19 protein-coding genes are annotated in these 26180 nt (G+C 74.3%); 9 read left to right on the forward strand and 10 right to left on the reverse strand.

Annotation, left to right across the window (positions count from 1 at the left end; genetic code table 11):
• Positions 1-31: 31 nt before the first annotated feature.
• From ABZY91_RS13120 to ABZY91_RS13145, 6 genes are all read left to right on the forward strand, one after another.
• Positions 32-1429 carry a lysine 2,3-aminomutase gene (locus tag ABZY91_RS13120; protein ID WP_355402084.1) on the forward strand — a complete coding sequence of 466 codons (1398 nt, stop codon included), beginning with the start codon at positions 32-34 and terminating at the stop codon, positions 1427-1429.
• Between the two features lie 113 nt (positions 1430-1542).
• Positions 1543-2604: a hypothetical protein gene (locus ABZY91_RS13125; protein ID WP_355402086.1), complete on the forward strand. Its 1062-nt coding sequence runs from the start codon at positions 1543-1545 to the stop codon at positions 2602-2604.
• Positions 2601-3830: an AMP-binding protein gene (locus tag ABZY91_RS13130; protein ID WP_355402088.1), complete on the forward strand. Its 1230-nt coding sequence runs from the start codon at positions 2601-2603 to the stop codon at positions 3828-3830. Before ABZY91_RS13125 ends, ABZY91_RS13130 begins: the two co-directional genes overlap by 4 nt.
• On the forward strand, positions 3827-5173 hold the full coding sequence (locus tag ABZY91_RS13135) for an MFS transporter (RefSeq protein WP_355402089.1): 1347 nt from the start codon (positions 3827-3829) through the stop codon (positions 5171-5173). Before ABZY91_RS13130 ends, ABZY91_RS13135 begins: the two co-directional genes overlap by 4 nt.
• Positions 5170-6033 (forward strand): SDR family NAD(P)-dependent oxidoreductase, encoded by an 864-nt coding sequence (locus ABZY91_RS13140; RefSeq protein WP_355402091.1) that lies wholly within the window; start codon positions 5170-5172, stop codon positions 6031-6033. The genes ABZY91_RS13135 and ABZY91_RS13140 overlap by 4 nt, the downstream gene beginning before the upstream one ends.
• A gap of 64 nt (positions 6034-6097) precedes the next feature.
• A complete protein-coding gene (locus ABZY91_RS13145; protein WP_355402093.1) occupies positions 6098-7354 on the forward strand; it encodes a phenylacetate--CoA ligase family protein in 1257 nt (418 codons plus the stop codon).
• 56 nt (positions 7355-7410) lie between these two features.
• Here the strand turns inward: ABZY91_RS13145 and paaI are convergent, their stop codons facing one another.
• Positions 7411-7806: a hydroxyphenylacetyl-CoA thioesterase PaaI gene (paaI, locus tag ABZY91_RS13150; RefSeq protein WP_329951965.1), complete on the reverse strand. Its 396-nt coding sequence runs from the start codon at positions 7804-7806 to the stop codon at positions 7411-7413.
• A 220-nt stretch (positions 7807-8026) separates the two neighbouring features.
• A complete protein-coding gene (locus ABZY91_RS13155) occupies positions 8027-9475 on the reverse strand; it encodes a WGR domain-containing protein (RefSeq protein ID WP_355402095.1) in 1449 nt (482 codons plus the stop codon).
• A gap of 269 nt (positions 9476-9744) precedes the next feature.
• Between ABZY91_RS13155 and ABZY91_RS13160 the strand changes: the two genes are divergently transcribed.
• Positions 9745-12588 carry a hypothetical protein gene (locus ABZY91_RS13160; RefSeq protein ID WP_355402097.1) on the forward strand — a complete coding sequence of 948 codons (2844 nt, stop codon included), beginning with the start codon at positions 9745-9747 and terminating at the stop codon, positions 12586-12588.
• Positions 12589-12673: 85 nt separating this feature from the next.
• On the opposite strand, the gene ABZY91_RS13165 is transcribed toward ABZY91_RS13160, so the two are convergent.
• Positions 12674-13948: a styrene monooxygenase/indole monooxygenase family protein gene (locus tag ABZY91_RS13165; RefSeq protein WP_355402098.1), complete on the reverse strand. Its 1275-nt coding sequence runs from the start codon at positions 13946-13948 to the stop codon at positions 12674-12676.
• Positions 13949-14175: 227 nt separating this feature from the next.
• Here ABZY91_RS13165 and ABZY91_RS13170 point away from each other — a divergent pair, with 227 nt between their 5' ends.
• A complete protein-coding gene (locus tag ABZY91_RS13170; RefSeq protein ID WP_355402100.1) occupies positions 14176-14943 on the forward strand; it encodes an SDR family oxidoreductase in 768 nt (255 codons plus the stop codon).
• 152 nt (positions 14944-15095) lie between these two features.
• Here the strand turns inward: ABZY91_RS13170 and ABZY91_RS13175 are convergent, their stop codons facing one another.
• From ABZY91_RS13175 to ABZY91_RS13200, 6 genes are all read right to left on the reverse strand, one after another.
• Positions 15096-16211 carry a LacI family DNA-binding transcriptional regulator gene (locus ABZY91_RS13175; RefSeq protein WP_355402102.1) on the reverse strand — a complete coding sequence of 372 codons (1116 nt, stop codon included), beginning with the start codon at positions 16209-16211 and terminating at the stop codon, positions 15096-15098.
• A gap of 19 nt (positions 16212-16230) precedes the next feature.
• The gene (locus tag ABZY91_RS13180; protein WP_355402104.1) at positions 16231-18039 is read right to left on the reverse strand and encodes a glycoside hydrolase family 36 protein; all 1809 of its coding nucleotides are present in this window, start codon (positions 18037-18039) and stop codon (positions 16231-16233) included.
• 2 nt (positions 18040-18041) lie between these two features.
• Complete coding sequence (locus tag ABZY91_RS13185) at positions 18042-18929, reverse strand: carbohydrate ABC transporter permease (protein ID WP_355402106.1); 888 nt, start codon at positions 18927-18929, stop codon at positions 18042-18044.
• On the reverse strand, positions 18926-19852 hold the full coding sequence (locus tag ABZY91_RS13190; RefSeq protein WP_355402107.1) for a sugar ABC transporter permease: 927 nt from the start codon (positions 19850-19852) through the stop codon (positions 18926-18928). The genes ABZY91_RS13185 and ABZY91_RS13190 overlap by 4 nt, the downstream gene beginning before the upstream one ends.
• Positions 19849-21189, reverse strand: coding sequence for a sugar ABC transporter substrate-binding protein (locus ABZY91_RS13195; RefSeq protein ID WP_329878141.1), 1341 nt, complete (start codon positions 21187-21189; stop codon positions 19849-19851). The genes ABZY91_RS13190 and ABZY91_RS13195 overlap by 4 nt, the downstream gene beginning before the upstream one ends.
• Before the next feature lie 351 nt (positions 21190-21540).
• Positions 21541-22692, reverse strand: a complete 1152-nt coding sequence (locus ABZY91_RS13200; protein ID WP_355402110.1) for an aminotransferase class V-fold PLP-dependent enzyme — start codon at positions 22690-22692, stop codon at positions 21541-21543.
• A 420-nt stretch (positions 22693-23112) separates the two neighbouring features.
• On the opposite strand from ABZY91_RS13200, the gene ABZY91_RS13205 reads away from it, so the two are divergent.
• Complete coding sequence (locus ABZY91_RS13205; RefSeq protein ID WP_355402112.1) at positions 23113-25458, forward strand: collagenase; 2346 nt, start codon at positions 23113-23115, stop codon at positions 25456-25458.
• A gap of 97 nt (positions 25459-25555) precedes the next feature.
• Here ABZY91_RS13205 and ABZY91_RS13210 read toward each other — a convergent pair whose 3' ends face one another.
• Positions 25556-26041, reverse strand: a complete 486-nt coding sequence (locus ABZY91_RS13210) for a GNAT family N-acetyltransferase (protein ID WP_329878135.1) — start codon at positions 26039-26041, stop codon at positions 25556-25558.
• Positions 26042-26180: the final 139 nt, after the last annotated feature.

Here is a 26180-nt window from a genome sequence, read left to right on the forward strand (position 1 = left end):
GATGGACCGCCCCCTACCCCCCGCACACCCCGTGACGGGGCAGCCGTACCAGTACGTCCGGACCCCGCTGGTCGAACCGGACTGGCGGAGACTGCCGGGCTGGCGCGACGTCACCGAGGCCCAGTGGCGGGACGCCCAGTGGCAGCGGGCGCACTGCGTGAAGAACGTCCGGCAGCTGCGGGCCGTCGTCGGCGACCTGCTGACCGACCGGTTCTACGAGGAACTCCTCGCCGACCAGGCCGAGTTCGCGACGATGCCGATCCTGCTCCCGCCGCAGATGCTCAACACCGTGGCCCCGCGCGCCCCGACCGTGCCGGAGGCGTTCACCGAGGCGTTCCTCGCCGACCCGGTCCGCCGGTACATGCTGCCCGTCCGCTCCGACCGGCACCCCCGGTGGCCCAGCCATCCCCGGGCCGAGCGCGACTCGCTGCACGAGGCCGAGATGTGGGTGGTCGAGGGCCTGACCCACCGCTACCCCACCAAGGTGCTGGCCGAGCTGGTCTCCACCTGCCCGCAGTACTGCGGGCACTGCACCCGGATGGACCTGGTCGGCACCTCCACGGCCCAGGTCGCCAAGAAGCGGCTGGTGCTCCGGCCCGCCCACCGGCAGGAGCAGATGCTCGACTACCTCAAGCGCACCCCGGCCGTGCGCGACGTGGTGGTCTCCGGCGGCGACCTCGCCAACGTGCCCTGGCCGCAGCTGGAGTCGTTCCTGCTGCGGCTGCTGGAACTGGAGTCGGTCCGCGACATCCGGCTCGCCAGCAAGGCGGTGGTGGGACTGCCCCAGCACTGGCTCCAGCCGCAGATCCGGGAGGGCGTGGCCCGGGTAGCCGCCGTCGCCGCGCGCCGCGCGGTGAACCTGGCCGTCCACACCCACGCCAACCACGTCCGGTCGGTGACCCCGCTGGTGGCCGAGGCGGCCCGGGGGCTGCTGGACGCGGGCGTCCGCGACGTCCGCAACCAGGGCGTGCTGATGCGCGGCGTCAACGCCACCCCCGGCGACCTGCTGGACCTCTGCTTCGCCCTCCAGGGCGAGGCGAACATCCTGCCGTACTACTTCTACCTCTGCGACATGATCCCGAACGCCGAGCACTGGCGGACCTCGGTGCACGAGGCGCAGCGGCTCCAGGAGGCGATCATGGGCTACCTCCCCGGCTACGCCACTCCCCGCCTGGTCTGCGACGTGCCGGACCTCGGCAAGCGCTGGGTGCACCAGGCGGTGGGGTACGACCGCGAGCGCGGCATCTCGTACTGGACCAAGAACTACCGCACCGAGCTGGAGGTCCGCGAGGGCGGCGGACCGGACGGTGACGACCCGCTCGACCGGCGCCACCCGTACTACGACCCGGTGGACACCCTCCCGGAGCCCGGCCGCCGCTGGTGGGCCGGGCACGCCGGGCACCCGACGAACCCGGAAGGAGCACGGTGAACCCCACCGGCCCCGCACACCCCATTGACCCCGCAAACCCCACAGACACCGAGAACCCCACAGGCCCCGCGCACGCCCCCGGTTCCGCGGACGGCTCCGGCCCGCTGCGCCGGATGTGCTGGATCTTCCCCGACCGCGAGTCGAGCCGGATGTCCGCGACCTGGCACCACTTCTTCTGGGACCTCTACGCGGAGATCGCCGAGGAGCTCGGCCTCACCTGGTGCCGGCACTCGCCCGACGCGGTGACCGTGGACGCCTCCGACCCCGCCCGTCCGCTGGTCTACGTGGACGAGGAGCCGGTGACCCCGCAGGACACCCTGTTCATCACCGCGCTCTACTCGCTGCCCTACCAGTCGATGGACGTCTTCAACCAGTACGCGCTGTACGCGGTGCTCGAACAGGCCGGCTTCTACCTGCCGTTCCCGCCACACGTCTCGCTGATCGGCAACGACAAGGTCGCCACCGTCCTGCACTTCGCCGACTCCCCCGTGCCGGCGATCCCGTCGGTCCGGATCGGCACCGGCCGGGACATCAGCAAGCACCTGTACGAGGTGGCGCTGGGCGGCCTCACCTACCCGGCCATCGTGAAGCCGGCCGGCTGGTGCGGCGGCGGGGGGATCAACCTGGCCCGCGGTCCGGAGGACATCCGGGGCCTGGCCAGCCTCGCCCAGGGCGGCGACACCACGCTCGTCGCCCAGCCGTACCTCGGCGACGGCACCGTCGACTACCGGGTCTACGTGGTCGGCGGCGAGCCGTACGCGGTGATGAAGCGGATCCCGGAGCCCGGCTCGCCGGTGGCCAACGCCAGCCGGGGCGGGGCGATGGAGTTCCCACCGGTGCCGGACGAACTGGCTGCCGCCACGGCGTACTTCGCCGAGAAACTGCAGATCCCGTTCTTCTGCGTCGACTTCCTGTACGACGGCGAGCGGTACTGGTTCTCCGAGCTGGAGCCGGACGGGGTGATCGCCCCGGACTGGTCCGACCCGGACCGCACCCTGCAACGGGACGTCGCGCGCGCCCGGTTCACCGCCTACCGCGACGCACACGCCAAGTGGCTCGCCAACGCCACGGCCCCGACCGGCAGGGCCACCACGGCCGCCACGGCCCCGATCACGACGCCTACGCCGACGCCGACCACGACCACGACCACGACCCCCCGAACGGACCCCCGATGACCGACGCGTTCTCCCTGCCGCCCGAGGCGGCCGAGCCGCACCTGGCCGTCGCCGGCCGGACCCTCGACCGGCTGCGGACCGTCCCCGCGCTGGCACCGCGCTACGCGGACCACCCGGGCAGCGTCCGCACCCTGGACGAGCTGGCCGCGCTGCCCCCGCTGGTCAAGGACGACCTGAACACCGCCCTGGCCCACCTGGACCCGCGCTCCGAGTCCGGCGCCACCTGGCTGTTCCAGAGCGGCGGCTCGACCGGCGCCCCCAAGGTCGGCTACGCGCCCACCGGCTTCTACATGGCCGGTGTCCACGCGCACTGGCAGCCGCTCGACCGCGAGGACGTGTTCGTCAACGCCTGGGGCGCCGGGCGGATGTGGGGCGCGCACTTCCTCGCCGCCGGACTCGCCGACCTGTCCGGCTGCCGGATCATCGCGCTCGGCTCGGTCACCCGGGAGGAGTACCCGGACTGGCTGGCCTTCCTCGCGGACCGCCGGGTGACCGCGATCGGCGGCACGCCGAGCGTGCTGCGGCTCTGGTTCGCCCACGCCCGCGCGGCCGGGATCAAGCTGCCCACCCTGCGCAAGGTGCTCTGGCTCGGCGAGGCCTGGCAGCCGCAGCTGGAGGAGGACATGGCGGCCGTCGCACCGGACGCCCGCCGCTGGGGCATGTTCGGCTCCACCGAGACCTGGGTGGTCGGCACCAACACCCCGGACTGCCCGGCCGACACCTTCCACCCGCTGCCCGCGCAGCTGGTGCACGCCGGCCCGGACGGGCTGCTGGACTTCACCACGCTCGACCCGGAGATGCTCAACCCCGTACTGCGCTACCGCACAGGCGACGCGGGCGAGTTGACCGCGTGCCCGTGCGGCCGGCCGGGCCGGGCGATGCGGGTCCTGGGGCGGCGGGACAGCGTGGTCCAGGTACGCGGCCTCGGCCTGCACGTGGACGAGCTGGTCGCCCGGGTGGAGCGGGAACCGGGCGTCTCCCGGGCCCAGGTCGTGATCACCGAGAACGGCGGGCGCGCCACCGGCGTGGACGTCCTGCTGCTGACCGACCCGGGTGCGGCGGTGGACGCCGAGGGGCTGCGCGCCGAGCTCCTCTCCGCGACGTTCACGCTCAGCACCGCCTTCCAGCACGACCCGGAGAACTTCCGGGTCCGGCCGGTCGACGAGCTGGTCAGCAACGACCGCACCGGCAAGACGGCCACCTTCGCCGTCCGGGAGGGCTCGTGAGCCCGCAGCGGCCGGGCGGCCTGGGCCGCGGCTTCAACCTCTTCTGGGCGGGCCAGACGGTCAGCGTGGTCGGTGACCGGATCACCGTCTTCGTCGTCCCCACCTTGATGATCTTCGTGCTGCACGCCTCCGCGCTCCAGGTCGGCGTGGTGGCGATGGCGCAGTACCTGGGCATCCCGCTGCTCGGGCCGGTGGCCGGTGTGCTGGTCGACCGGTGGGACAAACGCCGGACGATGCTCGTCTGCGACCTGGTCCGGCTGGTGGCGGTCCTGGTGATCCCGCTGGCGTACTGGCTGGACTTCCTGTCCACGGCGCTGCTGTTCGGCTGCGTGGCGGCGATCAGCGGCGCGACCATCTTCTTCAACGTCGGCTACCTGATCGCCGTCCCCGCCGTGGTGGAGAAGGACCAGATGGTCCGCGCCTACTCCCGGCTGGAGGGCAGCAGTTCGGTCTCCGAGGTGGCCGGTCCCTCGATCGCGGCCGGTCTGTACAGCGCGCTCGGCGTGGCCGCCCTGCTGGTGGACGCGGCCAGCTACCTGGTCTCCGCGGCCTGCTTCCGCTCCATGAAGCCCTGGGGCGGCCGGACGGTCGTCGAGGGCACGGTCTGGGAGCGGCTGACGGCCGGCTTCCGGCTGAACTGGGCGGATCCGGTGCTGCGCCGGGTGGTGCTGGCTGCCGTCACGCTCAACGCGGGCGGGCCGATCTTCGTCACCGTGCTGCCGGTCCTCGCCTACCGGGGGCTGGGCATCTCGGTCGGTGTCTTCGGTGCGGCCATGTCGGTCGGCGCCGTCGGCGCGCTGGCCGGCGCCGTGGTCGCGCCGCGGATCAGCGAGCGGCTCGGCCTGGGCCGGACCCTGGCCTGGTCGCTGCTGCTGCACTGCCTGGTCGGGCTCGGCGTGCTGGCCGCGCCGGCCCTGCCGCCGGGGCCGGTGATCGCCGTGACGATGGGCTGCTACGGCTTCTTCATGTCCTGCATCAACGTGTGCAGCGCCCCGACCCGGCAGGCCCGGATGTCCGCCGAGCACCAGGGCGTGATGCACGCGGCGTTCCGGACCGTCACCTGGGGGGTGATCCCGCTGGCCGCGCTGGTCGGCGGCCTGGCCGTCTCCGCGCTCACCGACCCGCTGGGGATCCGGGACGCGGCACGCTGGGTGATGGCCGGCGGCACCCTGCTGGCCGCCTGCTCCTTCCTTCCCGCGCTCGGCATCCAGCCGTTGCTCGACGCGGCCGCCCGGGAGAAGAAGCGGACCGGGGACGCGGGGGGCGCGGCCGACACCGGCGGCGCCGGGGACGCGGGCGGCACCGGGGACGCCGCACCGGAGCTGACGGAGACGGCGTCATGACCGGGCCCGTCGTGCTGATCACCGGCACCTCGTCCGGCATCGGCCTGGCCACCGCCGTCGCCGCGGCCCGCGCGGGGTACACCGCGGTCGCGACCCTGCGCGACCCGGACCGTGCCGGGGAGCTCTCGGAGGCGGCCGGCCGGGCCGGCGTCGCCCTGGACGTCCGCCGGCTCGACGTCACCGACGCCGCCTCCGTCGCCGCCTGCCTCGACGGCGTGGCCGGGACGTACGGGCGGCTGGACGCGGTGGTCAACAACGCCGGGGTCTCCAACTCCGACCCGACGCTGGAGATGTCGACGACGGCGGCGCTGCGGGCCAACCTGGAGGTGAACTTCTTCGGCGTCGTCGAGGTGAGCCGGGCCGCGATGCCGCTGCTGCGCGCGTCCGGCGGCCGGTTGGTCACCGTCGGCAGCGTGCACGGGGTGGTCGGTCAGCCGTTCAACGAGGCCTACTGCGCGGCCAAGTTCGCCGTCGAGGGGTTCATGGAGAGCCTGGCCCCGGTCGCCGGGGCGCACGGCGTGAGGGTCTCCGTCGTCGTCCCCGGCTTCGTGCCGGACACCCGGTTCGGGATCTTCCCGGACATCGACCGCACCACCATCCAGGCCGCCTCAGGCCCGTACGCGCCCACCTTCGCCGACTACCTCGCCTGGGTGGGCGGCCAGGGCTGGGAGGCGGCCGGGCAACCGGCCCGGGAGGTCGCCGAGGTGGTCGTGCGGACCCTGCGCGCCGAGCACCCCGCCTTCCGCGTCCCCACCAACGACTGGGCCGCCGCGTACCTGGCGCAGAAGCTCGCCGACCGGGACGGCGCCGCCGTCCAGACCCTCGCCCGCACGTGGATCGGCCGGCCCGGCGCCGGCTGAGGCCCGGCCCGCCCCTACCCCCGGCAATCCCGCCGCCCCCGCCCCCGCAGTCAGGAGAAGTACCGTGCCCGCCAAACCGCTGCCCGACCTGGTCGACTTCGCCCGGAGGAACTCCCCCTTCTACGCGGAGCTGTACCGCGGCCTGCCGGACCGCATCGAGCACCTCACGCAGCTCCCCGTCATCGAGCAGACCGCCTTCTGGGCCGCCAACTCGTGGCCGGAGAACCGTCTGCTGACCGGTCCGCTGCTCGACGCGGGCGTCTACAAGACCGGCGGCACCACCGGCGTCCCCAAGTTCTCGCCCTGGTCGCGCACCGAGCACGCCGACTCCGTCACCGCCTTCGGCGCGGGCCTGGTCCAGGCCGGCCTCAAGCCCGGCCACCGGGTCGCCAACCTGTTCTGGGCCGGCGAGCTCTACGGCGGCTTCCTCTACATCGAGAACGCCCTGCACCACGCCCCGGTGGACAACGTCCGCCTGCCCGTCGGCGCCGCACCGGACGCGTACGTGGCCGGACTGATCGAGGACTTCGGCGTCGACGTGCTGGCGGGCGAGCCGATGAAGCTCAGCTCGGTCGCCGAGTACCTGGTGAAGCACGGACAGGTCGCCGAGCGCGTCGAACTACTGCTCTTCGGCGGCGACCTGCTCTTCGCCGACCTGCGGCCGATCCTCTCCCGGGCCTTCCCCAAGGCGGCCGTCGCCTCGATCGGCTACGCCTCGGTGGACGCCGGGCTGGTCGGCGCGCCGGTGCCGGGCGACGACGTCCGGGTGCACGAGGCGTTCCCGAACCGCACGGTCGTCGAGCTGGTCGACGACGTGACCGGCGAGCCGATCACCGCCCCGGGGGTGCCCGGCCGGGTGGTGGTCACCAACCTGTTCCGCACCCTGATGCCGATCCTGCGCTACCCCACCGGTGACCGTGCCGAGTGGGTCGACCCGGAGCGCGGACGGTTCCGGCTGGTCGGCCGGTCGGTCGAGGGCGCCCGGATCGGCACCGTCGCGATGCCGACCGAGGAGATCCGCGCGGTGCTGGTCGCCGCCGACCCGGACCAGGTGATCTCCGGCATCCAGCTGGTGCAGCGCCGGTGGGACGGCAAGGACGGCCTGATCCTCCGGCTCGGCTACACCGAGGAGCTCCCCCCGGCCGAGCTGAGCGAGCGGCTGATCGGCGCCGTGTACGCGGCCCGCCCGCTCTACCCGCACGACGTGGCGGACGGCGCGATCCACCACCTCACCGTCGAGTGGGTGCCGCGCGCCGAGCTGGTCACCAACCCGCGCACCGGCAAGCTCCAGCAGGTCGTGGACGAGCGCCCGCCGGCCTGACGCACGGCCGGGCCGGCCGGTGCGCCGTCGGCCCGGCCGCGGTCGGCCGTGCGCGGTCAGCCCGTCAGCGGCTTCCCGGCCAGCATCACGCTCTGGCCGCGGAACTCCGCGACGGTCTTCCCGGCCGCGGTCCGCACCGTCACGTCGTAGACGCCGGTGCGCCCGGACCGGGCCCGTTCGAGCGCCTCGGCGACCAGCTCGTCGCCGACCGCGGCCGGCGCCAGGAAGGTCACCTGCGCGGCCTGCGCCACCGTCACCGGTCCGTAGCTGTTGCAGGCGTAGGAGAACGCCGCGTCGGCGAGCAGGAAGAGGTAGCCGCCGTGGGCGGTCCCGTGGCCGTTGACCATGGCCGGGGCCACCGTCATCCGCATCAGCGCCCGCCCGGTGGCCACCTCGTCCAGCGTGATGCCCAGCGACCGGCAGGTCAGGTCCCGCTCGTACAGCGCGGCCATCCGGGAGTTCAGTCCGACGGATCCCGCCGCCACCGCAGTCTCCGCACCCATGACATCCTGCCTTCCCCCCGGGCGAGCCCGAAGCGGTCGGTGTGCCGCGCAGCCACGTGGCAGCCCTCGTGACGCGCACCCGGCACACACCCGGCACACACCCGGCCACCGCATTACACCGAGGCCCGCGACGGGCTGTCAACGGTCCGCCGGATGAACGGAATCCACGTCAGAGCAGACGCTTGATGTCCCCGCGCGCCCGGTAGAACGCGCCGTTGCCCGACTCCAGCACCTCGGCCACCAGGTAGCGCGCGCCCGGCACCCGGATGTCCTTCGGGAACTGCACCCGGCGGCTCGGGTCGAAGCCCGCCGAGACCACCCGCACCCGCAGCCGGACACCGTCCTGCACGCACTCCACCTCGACGCCGCCGGCCGCGCCCGCCGATCCGGCGGTCACCGCCTCGATCTCGGCCCCGGCCACCGCGGCCGTCCAGCCGTCGCCGTCCACCTCGGCGGCCTGCGGCAGCCGGCCCTCCTCCGCCTCGCGCACCGCCGTCTCGCTCGCGTCCAGGCAGACCAGCGAGCCGTCCGTGGTCACGAGGTACAGCCGGCCGTCGCGGTACTGCATGCTGTACGCCGAACCGCAGCCGGTGCCCAGCTTCCACAGCCGGGTGCCGTCGGCCGCGAAGCAGTACACCGAGGAGTGGTTGTCCCCGGCGAAGACGTACCGGCCGTCGGGCGAGGCGGCGCAGGAGAACACGGCCGCGTCGCAGCGGTAGCGGGCGACCTCGGAGCCGTCCGCCTTCCGCAGCCGGTGGACCGAGCCGCGCGACGTCCCGGCGAACACCTCGTCCGGCTCCTGCCAGCCGAACAGCACGGCGCCGTCGGTGCGGGCGTGCCAGACCGGCTCGCCGCCGCGCGCCGCGTACCGGGCCACCCCGCGCGAGTGCCCGTGGTAGACGCCGTCCGCGTCGCAGCGCACCATCCAGCCGTCGGTGCCCTCGGCCTTGCGCCGCCACTGGAACTCGTCCTCGTGGTCGACGGTGGTGATCCCGCCGCGCGCGTCGGCCACGCCGAGCACGCCGTCGTGGATGTCCAGCCAGTAGATGTCGACGTCCTCGGCTATCTCGTACGCCACCCGCGGCACCTTGCCGCCGAGGTCGTACACCTTGCCGTCGTCACAGCCCGCGTAGATCCACCAGTCGTCCGCCACGATGCACTTGACCCCGTCGGGCAGCCCGTAGCGGCCGGTCACCCGGCCGTCGTGGGTCAGCGTGTAGACGTCGCCGCGCTCGTTGCCCACCCAGGCGTGCTCCTCGCCGACGAAGATGCCGAACGCGGCCGCGCCGGAGCGGAACCGCCACAGCACCGGCGCCTGAGTGGCCGTCGAGCGGGAGCTGACGATCGCCCGCCGCGTCACCGCCCGGGCCTGGCGCACCCCGCGCACCGCCGGGGCGTAGCCCTTGCGGACCTTCTCCCCGATCTTCTTGGCGGCGGCCGCCGCGGCCTTCTCCGGCGACGCATAGGCGGTGGTCTTGGTCTGGCCGCCCTCGCCGATCCGGCCGTAGGTGACGGTCACGTCCACCCCCGCGACCCGGACCTCGTAGAACTTGTGGGCGCTGCCGGTGTCCTCGGACAGCTCCAGGTAGGTCGACTGCTCGGCGGCGGTGGCTGGCATGGCGTGGGCCCCTTCCGGGCGCGGTGTGGCGCGGTCCCGCGCGGTGTCGCGCGGTCGGTGCGGCGGCCTACGGCGGTCCGCCCCTCGACACCCCAGAACCTAGAGGACGCCTCCGACAGCCCGACCGGAGGGGCCGGTCTTCCTGCCCGAACGGACCTTCCGTTCCGTACACGGATCTGACAGCATCGTCCGCTATCCGGTGGTCCGACACCGGAATCGGTGTGGCGTCCGTGCACGGGAGCGGGGCGTACGGGGGCAGGAGACGCGGGATGCAAGGCCAGACCCTCGAACCGGTCCGCGTCGAGCACCGGCCCGCGCCGTGGGTCCGCACCCGGCTGCGGTCCGCACGGTCCACGGCCGTCCTCAACGCCGTCCTGGTCCTCGCCGCCGTGTTCCTCACCGCGGCGCTGCCCCGGGCCGTGGACCTCGGCGCGGACGCGGCCCTGCGCGACTTCCTGCACTCCCGCAACGCGAGCGGGACCAGCCTGTACACCACCTCCGAGATCCGGGACGGCGACGACACCGCCGCCCTGGCCGCGGTCGCCGCCGACCTCGCCTCCCGGACCGGCGGAGAGTTCCGCATCGCCGACAGCGGCCCGGTCTACGGCGTGTTCGGCGCCAAGCCCACGCCCCTCGGCAACCCGGGCCTCGCCCGCCCCGACGGCCTCTCGCCGTCGCTGCGGCTGCTCAACCTGGCGAAGATCGCCGAGCACACCACCCTGGTCGCCGGCCGGTGGCCGACCGGCGCCCCGCGCGGCCGGCCGCTGCCGATCGCGGTCTCGGCGCACGCCGCCGAGAAGCTGAGCATCCACCTGGGCGACGTGCTCACCGAGGAGTTCGGCAACCCCGCGCCGGAGCTGGGGGTCGAGGTCGTCGGTTTCTACTCCGCCCACGACGAGGCCGACCCGTACTGGACCGACCTCGGCTGCGTGACCCGCGGCTGCCTGGAACTCCCCCTCACCAACGAGAAGCTGCGCGCCTGGCAGACCACCGGCGTCGTCGGCGACGAGTCGCTGACCCGGCTCGTCGAGTGGGCCCGGGGCGGGCACGCCTTCTGGCGGCAGCCGGTCGACCCGGACTCGCTGCGCGTGGACCGGCTCCCCCGGGCCGAGACCGAGATCAACTCCTACCTGACCGGCCCGACCGCCGCCGGCCTGATGACCACCACCGGCCGGCCCGACCTGCGCACCGTCTCCCTGCTGCCGCAGCTGTTCACCCTGGCCACCGAACGCCGGGAGGCCGCCGCACCGCTGGCGGCGATCGGCCCGGCCGGGCTCGCCGGGGTCGTCGCGGTGGTGCTCCTCCTGGCCGCCGCACTGGCCGCCGACCGGCGCACCGCGGAGATCCGGCTGCTCCGGGCCCGCGGCGGCTCGCAGGGCGGCGTGCTGCGCCGGCTGCTCGGCGAGGGCGCCGTGACGGTGCTCCCCGCCGCCGGCCTGGGCCTGGCGCTCGCCCTCCTGCTGCTGCCGACCCCGCGCTGGGGCGCCTCCGTGCTGGCCGGCACGGCCGTGGCGCTGGTCTCCCTGGTCGCCTTCCCGCTGCGCGCCGCGATGCTGCTCTCCGGCCCCCGCCCGACCGACGGCCGGCGCCGGCTGGTCGGCGAACTCGCCGTACTGGCCGTCACGGTGGCGGCCGTGGCCGAGGTCAGGCGGCGCGGCGTCACCCCGGCCGGCAGCGGCCTCGATCCGCTGGTGGTCACCACCCCGCTGCTGATCGCGCTCGCCGCCGGTCTGCTGATCGCGCGCATCCAGCCGCTGCTGGTCGGCTCGCTGGCCCGGCTGGTCGGACGGCGGCGCGGCGTCGTCGGCTTCCTCGGCCTGGCCCGCGCCGCGCGCGGCACCGGCGACCGCCCCCGCCCCACCGTCCTCCCGGTGTTCGCCCTGCTGCTCGCCGTCACCACGGCCGGCTTCGGGGCCGACATGATCGACGCGGTCGACTCCGGCCGGGTGCGCAGCTCGCGCGTCGCCGTCGGCGGCGACGTCATGCTGAGCGGACCGACCGGTGTCACCCTGCCGGACTCCTTCACCGCCGCCGCCGGCGCCCTGCCCGGGGTCACGGCCGCCACCGCCGTCTTCCTGGAGACCGACGCCGTCGTGCTCCGGCCCGGCGACCGCCCGCTCACGATCACCGCCGTGGTGGTCGACCCGGTCGCCTACGCCGCCATCTCGCGCTCGCTCGGCCGGGGCGTCTTCGACCCGGAGAGGCTCGGCGGCGCCGCGGCGGCGGCCCCCGCGGGCGGGGTCCCCGAGCCGTCCGGCCCACCGGACACCCCCGTCCCCGCGCTGTACTCCGCCGGCCTGGTCGCCGCGCTCGGCGGCGACGCCGACGCCCGTCGGCTCCGCTTCGGCAGCAACGGCGAGATCTCCGCCGCCCGGGCCGCCACCGTCGACGCCACCCCCGCGCTGCGCGACTCGACCCGCCCGTTCGTGGTGCTCCCGGCCGGACCCGCCGTCGCCCTGCTGCCCGAACTCGCCCGCCGCACCTACTGGTACGCCGTCGGCGACATCGACGCGGACGCCGTGCGGCGGCTGGCGCACCGGCTGCCGGTGACCGAGATCGTCGCCGACACGGCGAGGCTCACCGGCATCCGGCCCGCCGGGCCGAACGCCGACTCCCTCCCCGAGGGGTACCTGATGTACACCAGTGAGGAGTTCGTCACCGAGCTCACCACCGACCCCCTCCAGCACGCCGCCTCGCGGATCTTCCGGGCCGCCACGGCCGGCGCCGGGGCGTTCGCCCTGCTCGCGGTGCTGCTCACCCTGCTCCGGGCCGCCCCCGACCGCGCCGCGTCGCTGGCCCGGCTGCGCACCATGGGCCTGCGTCCCCGGCAGGGGCTGGCCCTCATCCTCACCGAGACGCTGCCCCAGACGCTGCTCGCCGCGGCCGGCGGCGCACTGGCGGCGCTGACCGCCGTCGCCGTGCTCGGGCCGGTCTTCGACCTCTCCGCCCTGCTCGGCACCCGCGTGCCGCCGGGCCTGCCGGTGAGCGGCTGGGCCGTGGTGCCGCCGACGCTCGGCCTCGCCGCGCTGGTCGCGGCCGGGGTCCTCGCCGAGGCCCTGGTCGCCGGGCGCCGCCAGATCGCCACCGAGCTGCGGGTCGGCGACGGCAACTGACGGGCGGGGCGGTGGGGCGGTCGGGCGGCGGCGCGGTCGGGGACGGTCGGGGGCGAGCGGGCGGTCGGGCGGTGGCCGCGGCGGGCTACCGCACCGGGCCGTCCGGCGCGGCGGCGACCGCGGCCAGGTAGGCCGCCGTCAGTTCGGGCGAGGCCAGCCACGCGGCGTGGTCGACGGGATCGGCGTAGGTGTCGGCGAGCCTGCGGGCCACCGGCTCGTACGCGGCGGCGGCCCCGAACACCGCCTGGAGGTGGTCGGGCATGGTCAGCATCGCCGTGGTGAAGTCGACCGTGTGGCGGGCGTGCCGGTGCCAGAAGTCCTCGAAGGTGGCGTGCATCCACTCCGGTGTGAACGCAGCCCCGCCCCGCCCGGTGATCGCCGCCAGGTAGGCGTCGGCCGCCCGGGCCGCACTGTTCGCGCCCTGGCCGGTGATCGGGTCGTTCACCACCAGCACGTCGCCGATGCCGAGCACGGCCACCCCGTCGGCGCCGCCGCCCGTGGCGCCGTCCAGGTGCGCGACCGGACGCCGCACCACCGGGGTGAGCGCCCCGTACAGGGCCGCTCCGGCGTCGGTGGGCTCGGCGGCCGACCAGAGGTCCGCCTCCCACGGCAGGTACGTGCGCAGCAACTCCCTGATCCGGAGCAGCTGTTCGGCCGGTTCCGGGCGGTCGGCGAAGCAGTCGAACGGGCTGCCGGGGACGGCCTCCCAGAGCAGGATGTCGCACGGGCCCGACAGGGTCAGCGCCGGCTGGAGGTACAGCTCCCCGACGCCGGGGACGGCGTGCATCCGCGCCCTCGGCCCGGCCGACGGATCGGGTGTGCCGACCCCGTGCGCGTACAGCGCGGCCAGCGTGCGCTGCGGCGCGTCGAACGGCGAGCGGGCGGTGTCCGGCGCGAAGATCCCGGACAGTCCGCCCCGGCCGACGGCGACGACCGTCAGCTCGTGCGCCTCGGCCACCCGCCGCAGACCGGGCCGGTCCAGGCTCCGGTACTCGACCCGGCCGCCGCGCTCGGCGACCAGCTCCAGCCAGCGCGCCATCTTCAGCCGCTGGTCGACCGCCTGCGCGGGCTCGGTCAGCGTCATGGTGAACTCCAGGGCGCGAACGCCCGGTTCGGGCACCAGCACGGCGTCCACGCTCCGGACGGCCGGGGCCGCTCCGGCCCACAGGTCCAGTCCGGCCGCCCGTTCGATCCGCAGCGCCGGACCGAACATCGCCTGCGTCGAGAGCACCGGACCGCCGCGCAGCTGCCCGGGCGTCCGGGCCGACACCACCGTGACCTCGTACCCGCCCGCCGCGAGCAGGCCCAGCGCGAGCTGGAGGCCCGCCTGACCCGCTCCGGCGATCGCGATCCGGCGCATGGCGTCCTCCGGCCCTCGATGTCCACCGCGTGACGTCCACACTACGTCAACTCGTGCTCCCGATAACCGGGATGACCGCTCCGTGTCGATCCTGCGCACACCGCCGCACACCGCACCGCGCCCGCGCCGGTGATCAGTACGCTGGCGGGACCGGGCGCGCCGAGCGGGCGCGCACGGACACCGGACCGGGCGACCGGTCCCCGTCGACGACGAGGGAGGCCCGGCGGATGACTCGGGTGGTGGTGGTGAGCGGCGGAGGCACCGGGATCGGGTACGCCGTCGCGGGGGCCTTCGCGGGGGACGGCGAGCAGGTGGTCCTGGTCGGACGGCGCACCGAGGTGCTGGACCGGGCCGTCGACCGGCTGCGCGCCGCACATCCCGGCGCACCGGTGCCGGTCCGGCTGACGGCCGACCTGTCCGACCCGGACGGGGCCGGGCGGGTGGCGCGGAGCATCGGCGAGCGGTGGGAGCGGGTCGACGTGCTGGTCAACGCCGCGGGGGGCAACGCGGCTCTGGGCTCACCGGCCGACCGGCCGGACGCTCTCGCCGGGGCGGCCCGGGAGTGGGAGGAGAACTTCCGCGCCAACACCCTCACCGCCGTCCTGCTCACGGAGGCGCTCAGGGAACGGCTCGCGGCACCCGGCGGCCGGGTCCTCCTGATCGGTTCGATCGCCGCGTACCGGGGATCCGGCTCGGGCTCCTACGGCGCCGCCAAGGCCGCCCTCCACCCGTACGCCTACGACCTGTCCGCCCAGTTGGGCCCCCGGGGCATCACGGTGAACGTGATCGCCCCCGGCTACGTCGCCGACACGGAGTTCTTCCGCGGCGAGCTCTCCGCCGAGCGCGAGGCGACCCTGGTCGCCCAGGCCGACACCCGCCGGGCCGGGCGCCCGGCCGACGTCGCGGAGACCGCCCGCTGGCTGGCCGCGCCGTCCGCCGGTCATGTGACCGCCCAGATCATCCAGGTCAACGGCGGTGCCGAGCACGGCCGTTGACCTCGATCCACCTCTCCGGCCCCGGCAGGGCCAGACGGGCAGGGCGGCGCGGGACGGTCTGCGGTCGGTCCCCGGGGCCGGCCCCACACCGGACCCGGGGACCACCCCGGCCCGGTCCCACACGGGGCCGGGGTCCCGCCCGGAGGCCGGGCTCAGCCCGAACTCGCCCGCACGACGAGTTCGGTGGGCAGTTCGAGCCCGGCCCCGGTCACCTGTTCGCCCCGTACCTGGGCCAGGAGCAGTCCCACCAGCGCGGCCGCGATGCCGCGCAGCGGCAGCCGGACCGAGGTGAGCGGCGGATACAGGTGCCGGCCGAGCGGAGTGTCGTGGAAGCCGGTGACCGCGAGGTCGCGTCCGACGAGCAGGCCCTCGGCCCGGGCGGCCTCGTAGACGTCGAGGGCCGCCAGGTCGTTGTCCGCGGCGAGGGCGGTGGGCCGGTCCCGGCCCCGCAGCAGGGTGCGGAGCGACCCGGCCTCCGGCACCGGCACGACCTCCAGGCCGAGCCGGCGCGCCTCCCGGTGGAAGCCCGCACGGCGCGCCACCAGCCACGGCAGCTCCGCCGGCGCCCCCGCCACGGACCCCGGACCCGCGTCCGGGCCCGCCGGCGGACGCGGGGACGACCCGGCCCCGTCGGCCGGCCCGTCGGCCGGCCCCCCGGGCGCCCGCACCACCGAGCCCACGAAGCAGACCCGCCGGTGGCCGCGCTCCGCGAGGTGGCGGGCGATCTCCGCCGTGGCCGCCGCGTTGTCGATGTCCACCCAGTGCTGGGGCAGCCCCGGCGCGGTGCGGCCGAAGGAGGCGAACGGGACGCCGACCCGGGCCGCGTGGGCGACCCGGGCGTCCTCGGGGAGCACGTCCGCGAGGACCAGCCCGTCCACCTGGCGGGCCGCCACCAGGTCGTCGATCGCGGCCCGGGTCTGCGCCTCCCCCGGTGCCGCGCGGACCAGCAGGACCCGGTGCCCCTCCGCGCCGGCCGCGTCCACCAGGGCTTCCAGGAAACCCGCCATCAGCGGGTTCGGGTCGAACGGGTCGTCCACCGGCGCGAGGTAGCCGATGGTGCGCCGTTCGCCGGTCCGCAGCGAGCGGGCCGACTGGTCCGGCCGGTAGCCGAACCGGTCGATGGCGGCGGTGACCCGGGCGAGCGTGTCCGGGTGGACGCGGTGCGGGGCGTTGAGCGCGTTGGAGACGGTCTGCCGGGACACGCCGGCCGCGCGGGCGACGTCCGCGATGGTGGTGGCGCGGCGCGCGGGGCGTGTTCCCTCGGTCATCGGTGCTCCGGTCGCTGGATCAGTGGTCGCCGTGCGGGTCCTGCGCCGGGCGGCGCAGCGTCAGCAGTCCGCCCCGGGGGACGACGACCGTGACCCCGCCCTCCACGAGGTCGACGGTCCCCTGGTGGACGGTCCGCCCGCGGGCGTCCTGGACGGTGGCCTCGGCCGTGCCCCGGCCGCCGACGAGGCGCACGTCGGGGTCGGCGTCGGCATTGGCGACCAGCAGGCTACGCCACGGACCGGCACCGGCGCCCGCGTCGACCGGCAGCGGCGCGTAGCGGGCGACGACGGTGGTGCCCGTCCCGGAGCCGGTCGCGGTGACCATCGGGTAGCCGAGGTCGGGCCGGGCCGGCCGCAGGTCGCCGAGCTGCAGGGTGCCGACGTGCTCGCGGACGACACCGAGCCAGAAGGCGAGGGCCTCCCGCTGGGCGGGCGTCTGGACGGCGAGGTCGACGGAGATCTGCGGGACGGCGAAGAGGACGTTGATGAGGTGGACGGCGAGCTGCTCGGGGGGCTCGGCGGGGTGCCACATCAGCATGTCGGCGTGGACGGCGAGCGGTCCGGCGATCAGCCGGGTGTCGATGGTGCGCTGGCGGTTCTCCTGCGGGCTGAGCGGGCAGTCGGTGGCCCGGATCATGGTGGCGTAGGGCCAGAGCCCGGGGCTGACGTACGGCTGGCGGTGCTCGATCATGCCCTCGGAGCAGGCCGCGTCGACCCGCCGGCGGATCTCGGCGAGCAGCAGGTGGAGGCCCTCGTCGACGGTCGTGCAGTCCGCCTCGGGTCCGGCGGCCGGCGGGTCCTGGACGCCGAACCAGTCGACGAAGTCGACCTTCAGCCCGTCCATCCCCCACTCCTCGACGGCGCGGGCGAGGCTGTCGGCGAGGTGCCGGCGGACCTTCGGGTAGCGGGGGTCCGCGACGACGGCACCCATGTGGTCGGCGCTGGTGAGCGCGTAGCCGGAGAGGGCGTCCCAGGCGGCGCTGTCCTTGCCGATGAACGGGAGCGCGTACCAGAGCAGGTAGCGGACGCCGAGGTCGTGGACGCGGCCGACGTGGGCGGCGGTGTCGGGCAGGGAGTGGGGTTCCCAGTCCCCGCAGTGGGCGTAGCCGCGGGTGCGGTCGGTGGTCATCCAGCCGTCGTCGACGATGATCGTGTCGAGGCCGAGTTCCTTGCCGAGGGCGGCCTGCCGTTCGACCGCCTCCGGGGTGATGTTCTGGTGCAGCGAGTACCAGGTGGAGTAGGCGGGGCGGCGGGCGACGTCGGGGACGTTCGCGGTCCGGCCGGACCACCACCAGCCGGCGATGGCGGCCAGGCAGCGGGCGTAGTGCCGGCCGGAGGTGTCGATCCGGACGGTCAGCCGGCCGGTGGCCTGGACCCAGTACCGGAACTCCCCGGTCTCCTCCACGACTCCGGCGCCGGCCAGGACGTCCTCCCGGTCGGCGGCGAAGGCGCAGACCGCGGTGTCACCGGTGCCGATCAGGGCGGCGACGGGGGCGCCACGGGAGAGGGTGACCCGGCGCGGGGCGCTCCAGGCGGCGGGCAGCCAGCCGGTGCCGCGGGCCTCGGGGGTCCAGAAGGCGGTGGCGTCGACGCAGGGCGTGCGCCATTCGATCCGGACCTCGCCGAGGTCCTCGGCGGTGACCTCGATGACGCCCTCGTCCACCGTGCGGACGCTCGCCTCGCCGGTGACCAGCAGGTCGATGCCGTCGGCGGCCACCCGGCGGGGACGGGCGGTGGTGGCGGGGGCGTGCGGCTCCCAGATCTCCTCGTGGTCGGTCGTCTCGGTCGTCTCGGTCTGCTCGGTCTGCTCGCTCGTGGGCGGTTCCATGGTCAGCCTTTCGTGGCGCCGGCCAGCAGGCCGGAGATGAACTGCCGCTGAAGGGCCAGGAAGAGGACCATCATGGGCAGGGTGGACAGTGCGGTCCCGGCGAGGATCAGGCCGTAGTCGGTGTTGCTCTTCATGCCGTGGAGCGTCGCCAGGGCGACCGGCAGGGTGTGCATGTCGGAGCTGCGCAGGGCGATCAGCGGCCAGACGAAGCTGTTCCACGAACCGAGGAAGAGGAAGATGCCCAGCGCGGCCAGGACGGGGCGCATGACCGGGACGACCACCCCGAACAGCACCCGGAGTTCGCCCGCGCCGTCCACCCGGGCGGCGTCGAGGAGTTCGTCCGGCATGCCGGCCAGGGCCTGCCGCATCAGGAAGATCGCGAAGGGCACGCAGAGGCCGGGCAGGATGAGGGCCTGGTAGCTGTCCATCAGGCCGAACGACATCATCATCTTGAAGAGCGGAACCAGCAGCACCTGGTCCGGCACCACCAGGGTGGAGAGCAGGATGACGAACAGCACCGTCCGGCCGGGGAACCGGAACTTGGCGAAGGCGTAGCCGGCGAGCAGCGCGACCACGAGCGCGCCGAGGGTCTGCACACCGGCGACGAGCAGGGAGTTGAGGAGGACCCGGCCGAGGCCGATCTTCGCGTTCAGGTGCGAGAGGTTCTCGCCGAGGTGGGAGCCGGGCAGCAGCTTGGGCGGCCAGGAGAAGATGTCGGCGTCGCTGTGGGTGGCGGAGATCACCAGCCAGTAGAAGGGGGCGACGGACACTCCGGTGACGGCGGCCAGGAGAAGGGTCGTGGGCCAGCCGCGCATCCGGTCGCGGAGCCCCTTCCCCGATGCCGCCGGGGCCGGGGGCGCCACGCGGGTCGCTCGCGTCGTCAGGGTCATTCACGTTCTCCCATCAGGCGCATCTGGACCGCGCCGAGCACCGAGACGAGCAGGGTGAGCGCGTAGGCGATGGCGGAGGCGTAGCCGAAGTCGAAGTAGCGGAAGCCGTTGTCGTACAGGTACATGGAGACGGTGAGGGTGGCGTTGTCGGGGCCGCCGCGGGTGAGGACGTACGGCTCGTCGAACAGCTGGAGGGTGCCGATGGTGGAGAGCACCACGGTGAACAGCAGGACGGGCCGCAGCGCCGGCACGGTGATCGAGAGGAACCGGCGCAGCGGGCCGGCGCCGTCCACCATGGCGGCCTCGTACAGCTCCTTCGGGATGCCCTGCAGGCCGGCCAGGTAGATGACGGCGTTGTAGCCGGTGTAGTGCCAGGTGAGGACCATGACGACGGCCATCCGGGCCCAGAAGCCGTCGCCGAGCCAGTCGACGCCGGACAGGCCGACGGCTTCGAGCAGGCTGTTGACGGCGCCGCGGTCGCTGTCGAGGAGGAAGGCGAACACCACACCGGTGGCGACCAGGCCCGTCACGGCCGGCATGAAGATGCCCAGCCGCCAGACGGTGCGGAAGCGGACGAGCGCCGCGTGGAGGGCGACCGAGAGCCCGAGCGCGAGCGCGAGCATCAACGGGACCTGCACGACGAGGATCCGGGCGGTGTTGCCCAGTGCCGTCCAGAACAGCGGGTCGTCCAGCAGCTTGCGGTAGTTGGCCAGCCCGGCGTTGCGGGTGTTCGCGCCGGAGCCGGTGGTCAGCGACAGCAGCAGCGAGGACACGATCGGGTAGGCCTTGAACACCCCGAACGTGACCAGTGCGGGGGCGAGGAGCAGGTAGGGCAGGGCCCGGCGGCGGAGCATCGCGCGGCGCCGGGAGGGCGGCGGCGCCGTGGCCCGGGGCGGGGCGGCGGGGCGGAGGGCGGTCGTCACTTGATCTTGCGTCCGGTCTGCTGGGCCAGCTGCTTGGCGGCGTCCTGGAGGGCCGCGGCCGGGTCGGCGCCCTTGGTGAGCACCTTGGCCTGGGCGTCGTTGACGAGCTTGAGGGCGCGGGCGAAGTCGCCGGAGTAGTTGGTGGCGTCGCCGCCCTCGCCGAGCAGGTCGGTGAAGGTCTTGAGGACGGGCTGGCCGCCGTAGTAGGCGTTGGGCGCGGTGTAGATCGGGTCCTGGTAGGCCGCGGTGAGCGCGGGGAAGACGCCGCCGGCGGAGAACATCGAGTTGACCGAGGCCGGCCGGGTGAGGGCGTACTCGACGAACTTCCAGGCCGCGGTGCGCCGGGGGCTGGTCGCGGAGACGGCCAGGTGGGTGGAGTTGACGATGGCGGTGCGCTTGCCGCCGGGAGTGACCGCCGGCGGCCGGGTGAGGCGCCAGTTGCCGCTCTGCTCGGGGAACTTGGTCTCGATCCAGTGCGCGCCCCAGGACGCCAGCGGGTTGGCGCCGATCTTGCCCTCCTTGATCTGGCTGCGCCAGATGGTGGCGCTGGCGGAGTCGAGGATCAGGCCGGCGTCGTCGAGGCGCTTGAGCAGGGTCAGCGCCCGGACCGCCTCCGGCGAGGAGACGGTGATGTCGCCCTTGAGGTCGAAGTAGAAGGCGCCCTGCTGCTGCATCAGCGACTGCAGGAAGTCGAGGTCGGAGGAGGGGGTGCCGGACTTGTTGATGCCGATCAGGGCGACGCCGGGGTTGGCGGCCTTGAACTTCTCGGCCACGGCGAGCACGTCGTCCCAGGTCTGGAACGTGGTCGGGTCGATGCCGGCCCGGTCGAACATGTCGTTGCGGTAGAAGAAGCCCTGCGCGTTGACCTCCCAGGGGAGCGCACGGGTGCGGCCCTCCTTGTCGGCGACGGCCGGCCAGAGACCCTGGGCGAACTTGTCCTTGTAGCCGTCGGCGCCGAGGGCCGACAGGTCGGCCAGGCCGCCGGGGAACTTCTCCAGGTAGCCGGGCAGGTAGTCGCAACCGATGTGGAGGACGTCGGCGAGGCCCTGGCCACCGGCCGCGAGGCCGACCGTGATCTTGTCCCAGATCGCCGGGTTGCCGACGTCCTGGACGTCGACCTTGATGCCGGGGTTGTCCTTCTCGAACGCGGGGACCACACCGCGCAGCGCCTCGGCCGCCGTCGTCCAGGACCAGACGGTGATGGTTCCGGTGGCGGCGTCCCCGCCGGAGGAGCCGGAGTCGGAGCCTCCGCAGGCGGACAGGGCGCCACCGGCGGAGAGGGCCAGCAGGCCCGCGCCGGAGGCCCGCAGGAGGTCACGACGGGAGAGGTGTGACATGGCATGCCTTTCAGGAGGGGGGAACGGCATCGAGCGGGAACAGCGGGTGGGGTGGGCGGAGAGCCCGGGGTGGGGGCGCCCCACCCGGTCCGGCGGTACGGGTCGTCCGCGAGTCGGGTGGCGCGACGGCCGTTCGCCGGTCGGGCGGAACGGGCGGTGCAGGCGGCGCGAGGCCCGGCCCGGGGTGGGGGGCGGCGCCGGGGGTGGACGGACGCGGTCGGACGGTGCCACGACGGTCGGGCGGTCACGCGGTCAGGCGGTCAGGCGGGTGCCGGCGGTACCGACGGTCACACGGTCAGACAGTCACGCAGTCAGGCAGTCAGGCAGTCAGGCAGTCAGGCAGTCAGGCAGTCAGGCGGTCAGGAGGGTGCGGGCGGACCGCAGCGCGTCGCCCAGCAGCCCGGCCGCCGCCGGGCCGGTGCTGGCGTGCGGCGACAGCCGGATCCAGCCGCCGCGCAGGGTGGTCGAGAGACCGGCCTCCGCGAGCGTGCGGTGGACGGCCGCGGGGTCGGCGCCGGGCAGCCGGACCCGCGCGATCCCGCTCACGCCGGGCGTCTCGCCGCCCGTCCGCTCGCCGCCGAGGGTCTCGGCGCCGACGGCGCGGGCGGCGCCGAGCAGCTCGTCGAGCGCCTCGCCGATCAGCGCGTTGATCCGGCCGATGCCGACGTCCCGAACCAGGGCGAGGGCCTCGCCCAGGGCCGCGACGGCGGGGCCGTCCGGGTTGGTGACGGTGTGCGCGACGGCTCCCGGCCGCGCGGGGCAGGGGTGACCGGGGGCCTCGATCGGGTCGACGACGCCGGACCATCCGCCGAGCCCCGGGGCCAGCCGCCCGGCCACCCGGTCGCGGACCATCAGGACGGCGGCGCCCCAGCCGGCCCGCAGCCATTTCTGGCCACCCGCCACCAGCACGTCCGCCGCGTCGGCGGCGAACTCGACGGCGCCGAGCGCCTGGATGGCGTCCACGACCAGGACGCGGTGCGGGCCGATCGCCTCCTTGATCGCGGCGAGCGGCGCCCGGATCCCGGTGGCGGCGTCGACCGCGCAGACCGAGACCGCGTGCACCCGCTCGTCCAGGGTGGCCCGGACGATGTCCGCCGTCAGCGGGCCGTCCAGCTGACGGACCGTCAGCCCGCCGTTGCCCTCCGCGCGCAGCCAGGGGTAGAGCGCGCCGGGGAAGTCGGACCGGCTCATCAGCACCGTCCCGCCGGCCGGCCCGGCGGCGCCGAGCGCGTGGGCGGCGGCGAACATGCCGTGCGAGGTCGAGCTGACGAACGCGATCTCGTGCGGCGCGCAGCCGAGCACCTCGCCCGCCGTCCGCGCCGCCGCCTCCGTCTGCGCGTCGAGGCCCTCCAGGACCTCCCAGCCCTCGCGGTGGAGCCGCCCCGCGGTTCGGGCCAGCACCTCCGCGACCCGGGCCGAGACCGGCCCGAACCTCGCGAAGTCGACGTAGCCGGACGGCTCGGCGAACTGCCGCAGATACTCCGGCACAACCAGCACCGTCATGGCCTCACCCTCGATTTGAACGTTCAAATACACACAAACAAACAGAACCAATCAGTTCTGGTTGAGCGGGTGCCAGCAAACGCCCGCCGTGGAGTCCGCGTCAAGACCTTTGTGCGACGAACCCGCAGTCCGAGACCCTCTCGTTACCCTGCGCCCGAACTCCTCACAACACCTACTTGCGCAATGCAATTTGACATTACTATTTTACTTATCGATGAGTCGACGCCCCAACGCCGGCTTCCTTCACCCCCACCTCGGACCTCGCTGCGCCCCGGTTCCGGCACGGCTCCGCCGACCGCCACCGACCGGCCCGCACGGGTATGTGCACGGCCGCCTCCCCCATCCCCCGGCCCTGCGCGGTGGTTCGCGCACCCCACGGCACCACCCCATCAGCACGCCCTCACACCTTCAGGAGTCCCGGTGACCCCCACCGCTCCACGTCTGCGCACGGTCCTGCTCTCCGCGGCACTCGCCGTCACCCTCGCGGCCCCGCTCATCCAGAGCGCCCGGGCCGCCACCCCCTCGACCACCGCCCTCCCCGCGCCCGCCGCGGCCCCGGCGCGGCAGCCGGCCGCCACCGGCCCCCACGGAGAGGTCGCGCACGCACCCGGCCAGGCTTCGCCGGGCGCCCCCGGCCCGGAGGGCGCTCCGGGCACCGCCGCGATGCAGCCGACGACGACCGCCGGGCAGCCGGTCGCCGACCCTGCGAGCGCCCCCACCCCCCTCGCCGCCGACCAGGGCGCGGCCTGTTCCCCGGCCGCCTTCGCCTCGCTCGGCCCGGCCGCCCTGGCGGACTTCCTCGCCGACCCCTCCCACGGCTACGACGACTGCCTGCGCCCGCTGCTGGGCGGCTGGCGTCCGGAGCTCGCCAAGGTCTTCACCACCGCGCACGTCCGCACGGTCGCCGACCGGATCAGCACCCTCGCGCCGCGCTTCGACGCCACCAACAACCTGAACCAGCAAGGGCTCTGGTACTACCTGCACGTCGCGGTCCTCTTCGACTACGGCCACGACGAACTCGACTTCAACGACGACACCACCACCACCGCGATCGAGCGGGCGATCACCGCCTACACCGCCAACCCGCGGGTCTTCGAGCCGACCACCGCGAACGGCCTCGCCATGGGCGAGCTGCTCCAGACCTCCACCGCACCCAGGCTGCGCCCCGGGCGCCTGCCGCTGACCGAGCGGGTCCTGAAGTCCTTCGCCCCCGGCGGCCCCGCCGTCGGCGACCGCGGCTGGAACTGGGCGGTGCAGAGCGCCCTCCAGATCAACTTCCAGGGCATCAACAACGTCGTCGAGGACCAGGGCCGCTACCAGGCCGCCGTGGCCGCCGCCCCCTCCTTCCGGGAGGCCCTCCGCGCGTACGCCGGCTACACCCACCTCAAGGGCACCGAGAGCGAGTGGGCCGTCCGCGACGCGATGTCGGAGTACTCCCGGCTCCACGCCGTCGAGTCGATCAGGCCCGAACTGAAGGCCAACGCCGGTGCGATGATCACCAGCCTCCGGAACACCTTCGGCCGGCTCAGCGCCCCGTGGAACAACATCGCCGTCCTCGTCAACGACACCGGCATCTGCGGCGGGCACGACGCCTGCCGGGCCGACCTCGAACGGGAGATCTTCCCCCACACCTACAGCTACGACAACGGCACCCTGATCGTCCGCACCCCCCTCGACCGCGCCACCGCCGACCAGCTCTACTACGCGACCAAGCAGGTCAAGGCGCAGTTCTTCCGGGTGATCGGCACCGACCGGCCGCTCGCCGACGACGACCACCCGGTCCTCACGGTGCGCCTGTACGACACCAAGGCCAACTACAAGTCCCTGCAGTACCTGCTCTTCGGGATCAGCGACGTCGAGAACGGCGGCATGTTCCTGGAGGCCCCCTCGACCTTCTACACCTACCAGCGGACCTCCCTGGAGTCGACCTTCAGCCTGGAGGAGCTGTTCCGCCACGAGTACACCCACTACCTCAACGCCCGCTGGGCCATCCCGGAGACCGGCTACACCGACCGCTGGCCCTCCGACGCCACCTTCACGATGAACGAGGGCACCGCCGAGTACTTCGCCGGCTCGACCTCCAAGGACGGCGTCAAGGCCCGGCGGACCATGGTCGACCAGATCGCCGCCGAGGACCGGGGCGGCCTGACGCGCCTGACGGTCGACCAGATCCTGCACGCCACCTGGTCCGGGTACCAGTTCCGCGCCTACCCGTACGCGGCCACCTTCTTCAACATGCTCGGCGAACGGCACTCCGACCAGCTCGCCGAGATGTACCGCCTGCTGCGCGCCGACGACCTCGCCGGCTACAACGCCTGGCGCGACCGCCTCGGCCGGGACGCCGGCCTCCAGCGCGACTACACCGCCTACCTCGACGCCGCCATCGGGCGCCTCCCCGGCCTGTACGTGCCCGTCACCACCTACACCTCCAACGGCCAACTCAGCTACGCCTGGGCCTCCGAGGTACGGGACGCCTTCACCCGGTCGACCCAGAACGCGCCGGTCTGCAAGGACAACGCCGACTGGAACAACACCATGCGGTTCACCTGCTCCGGCCGGATCACCGCCAACCTCACCAACCCCGCCGACGCCGGGCAGACCCGCAAGGACATGTCCGGGACCATCGACTACTACCTCCTCGCCCGCGGTGGCGGCGCCGCCAACAACCTGGCCGACATGAACTGCTGGTTCGGCAAGGTCGACGTCTGGCCCGCCGGCCGGGCCGGCACCGCCGACTACACCTGCGAGGGCCCGCTGCGCCGCTGACCGGGCGGCACCCGCCGCGAAGCCGTGAACGGGAACCGGGCCGGTCGGCCCGGTTCCCGCCGCGTCGCCCCGGAGCCGCCCGGGGCGCAGCGGGCCGTCAGAGCCGACGGAACATCACATGCTGGCCGACCAGGCCGTGTTCGGGGTGGTCGAAGGTCCCCGGGACGGTGCCGACCACCTCGAAGCCCAGCGACGTCCAGAGGTGCACCGCGGGCTCGTTGACCTCCACGACCGCGTTGAACTGGATCCCGCGGAACCCCTGCGCGCGGTGCCAGGCGACGACGTACTCGCCGAGCGCCCGGCCGATCCCCCGCCCCTGGTACGCCGGGTCGACCAGGAACGAGCCGGTCCCGATGTGCGCGCCCCGCCCGGGCTTGTTCGGCCCCATCTTCGCCGAACCAGCGACCACCCCGTCCACCACGGCCACCACCGTCCGCCCCGGCGGCGGCTCCATCCACCACGGCCTCGCCTCCTCCAGGCTCTGCCGCTCGGGGAACGCGTACGACCGGCCCTCGGCCATGATCGCGGAGTAGAACGGATAGATGGTCGGCCAGTCCTCGTCGGAGGCGATACGGATCTCCATCCGCGACAGGGTACGCGGCCACCCGACGGTGCACTGCTCAACGCCGTCGCCTTCGGACTCTTCGCCGCCGTGGCCGCCGCCCCCGGCTGGGCCGTCCTGGCCGGCCTCTTCCTGGCGATGGCCGTCTACAACCTCGCCG

The sequence above is a fragment of the Kitasatospora sp. NPDC002965 genome (assembly GCF_040611255.1).
Taxonomy (GTDB): domain Bacteria; phylum Actinomycetota; class Actinomycetes; order Streptomycetales; family Streptomycetaceae; genus Kitasatospora.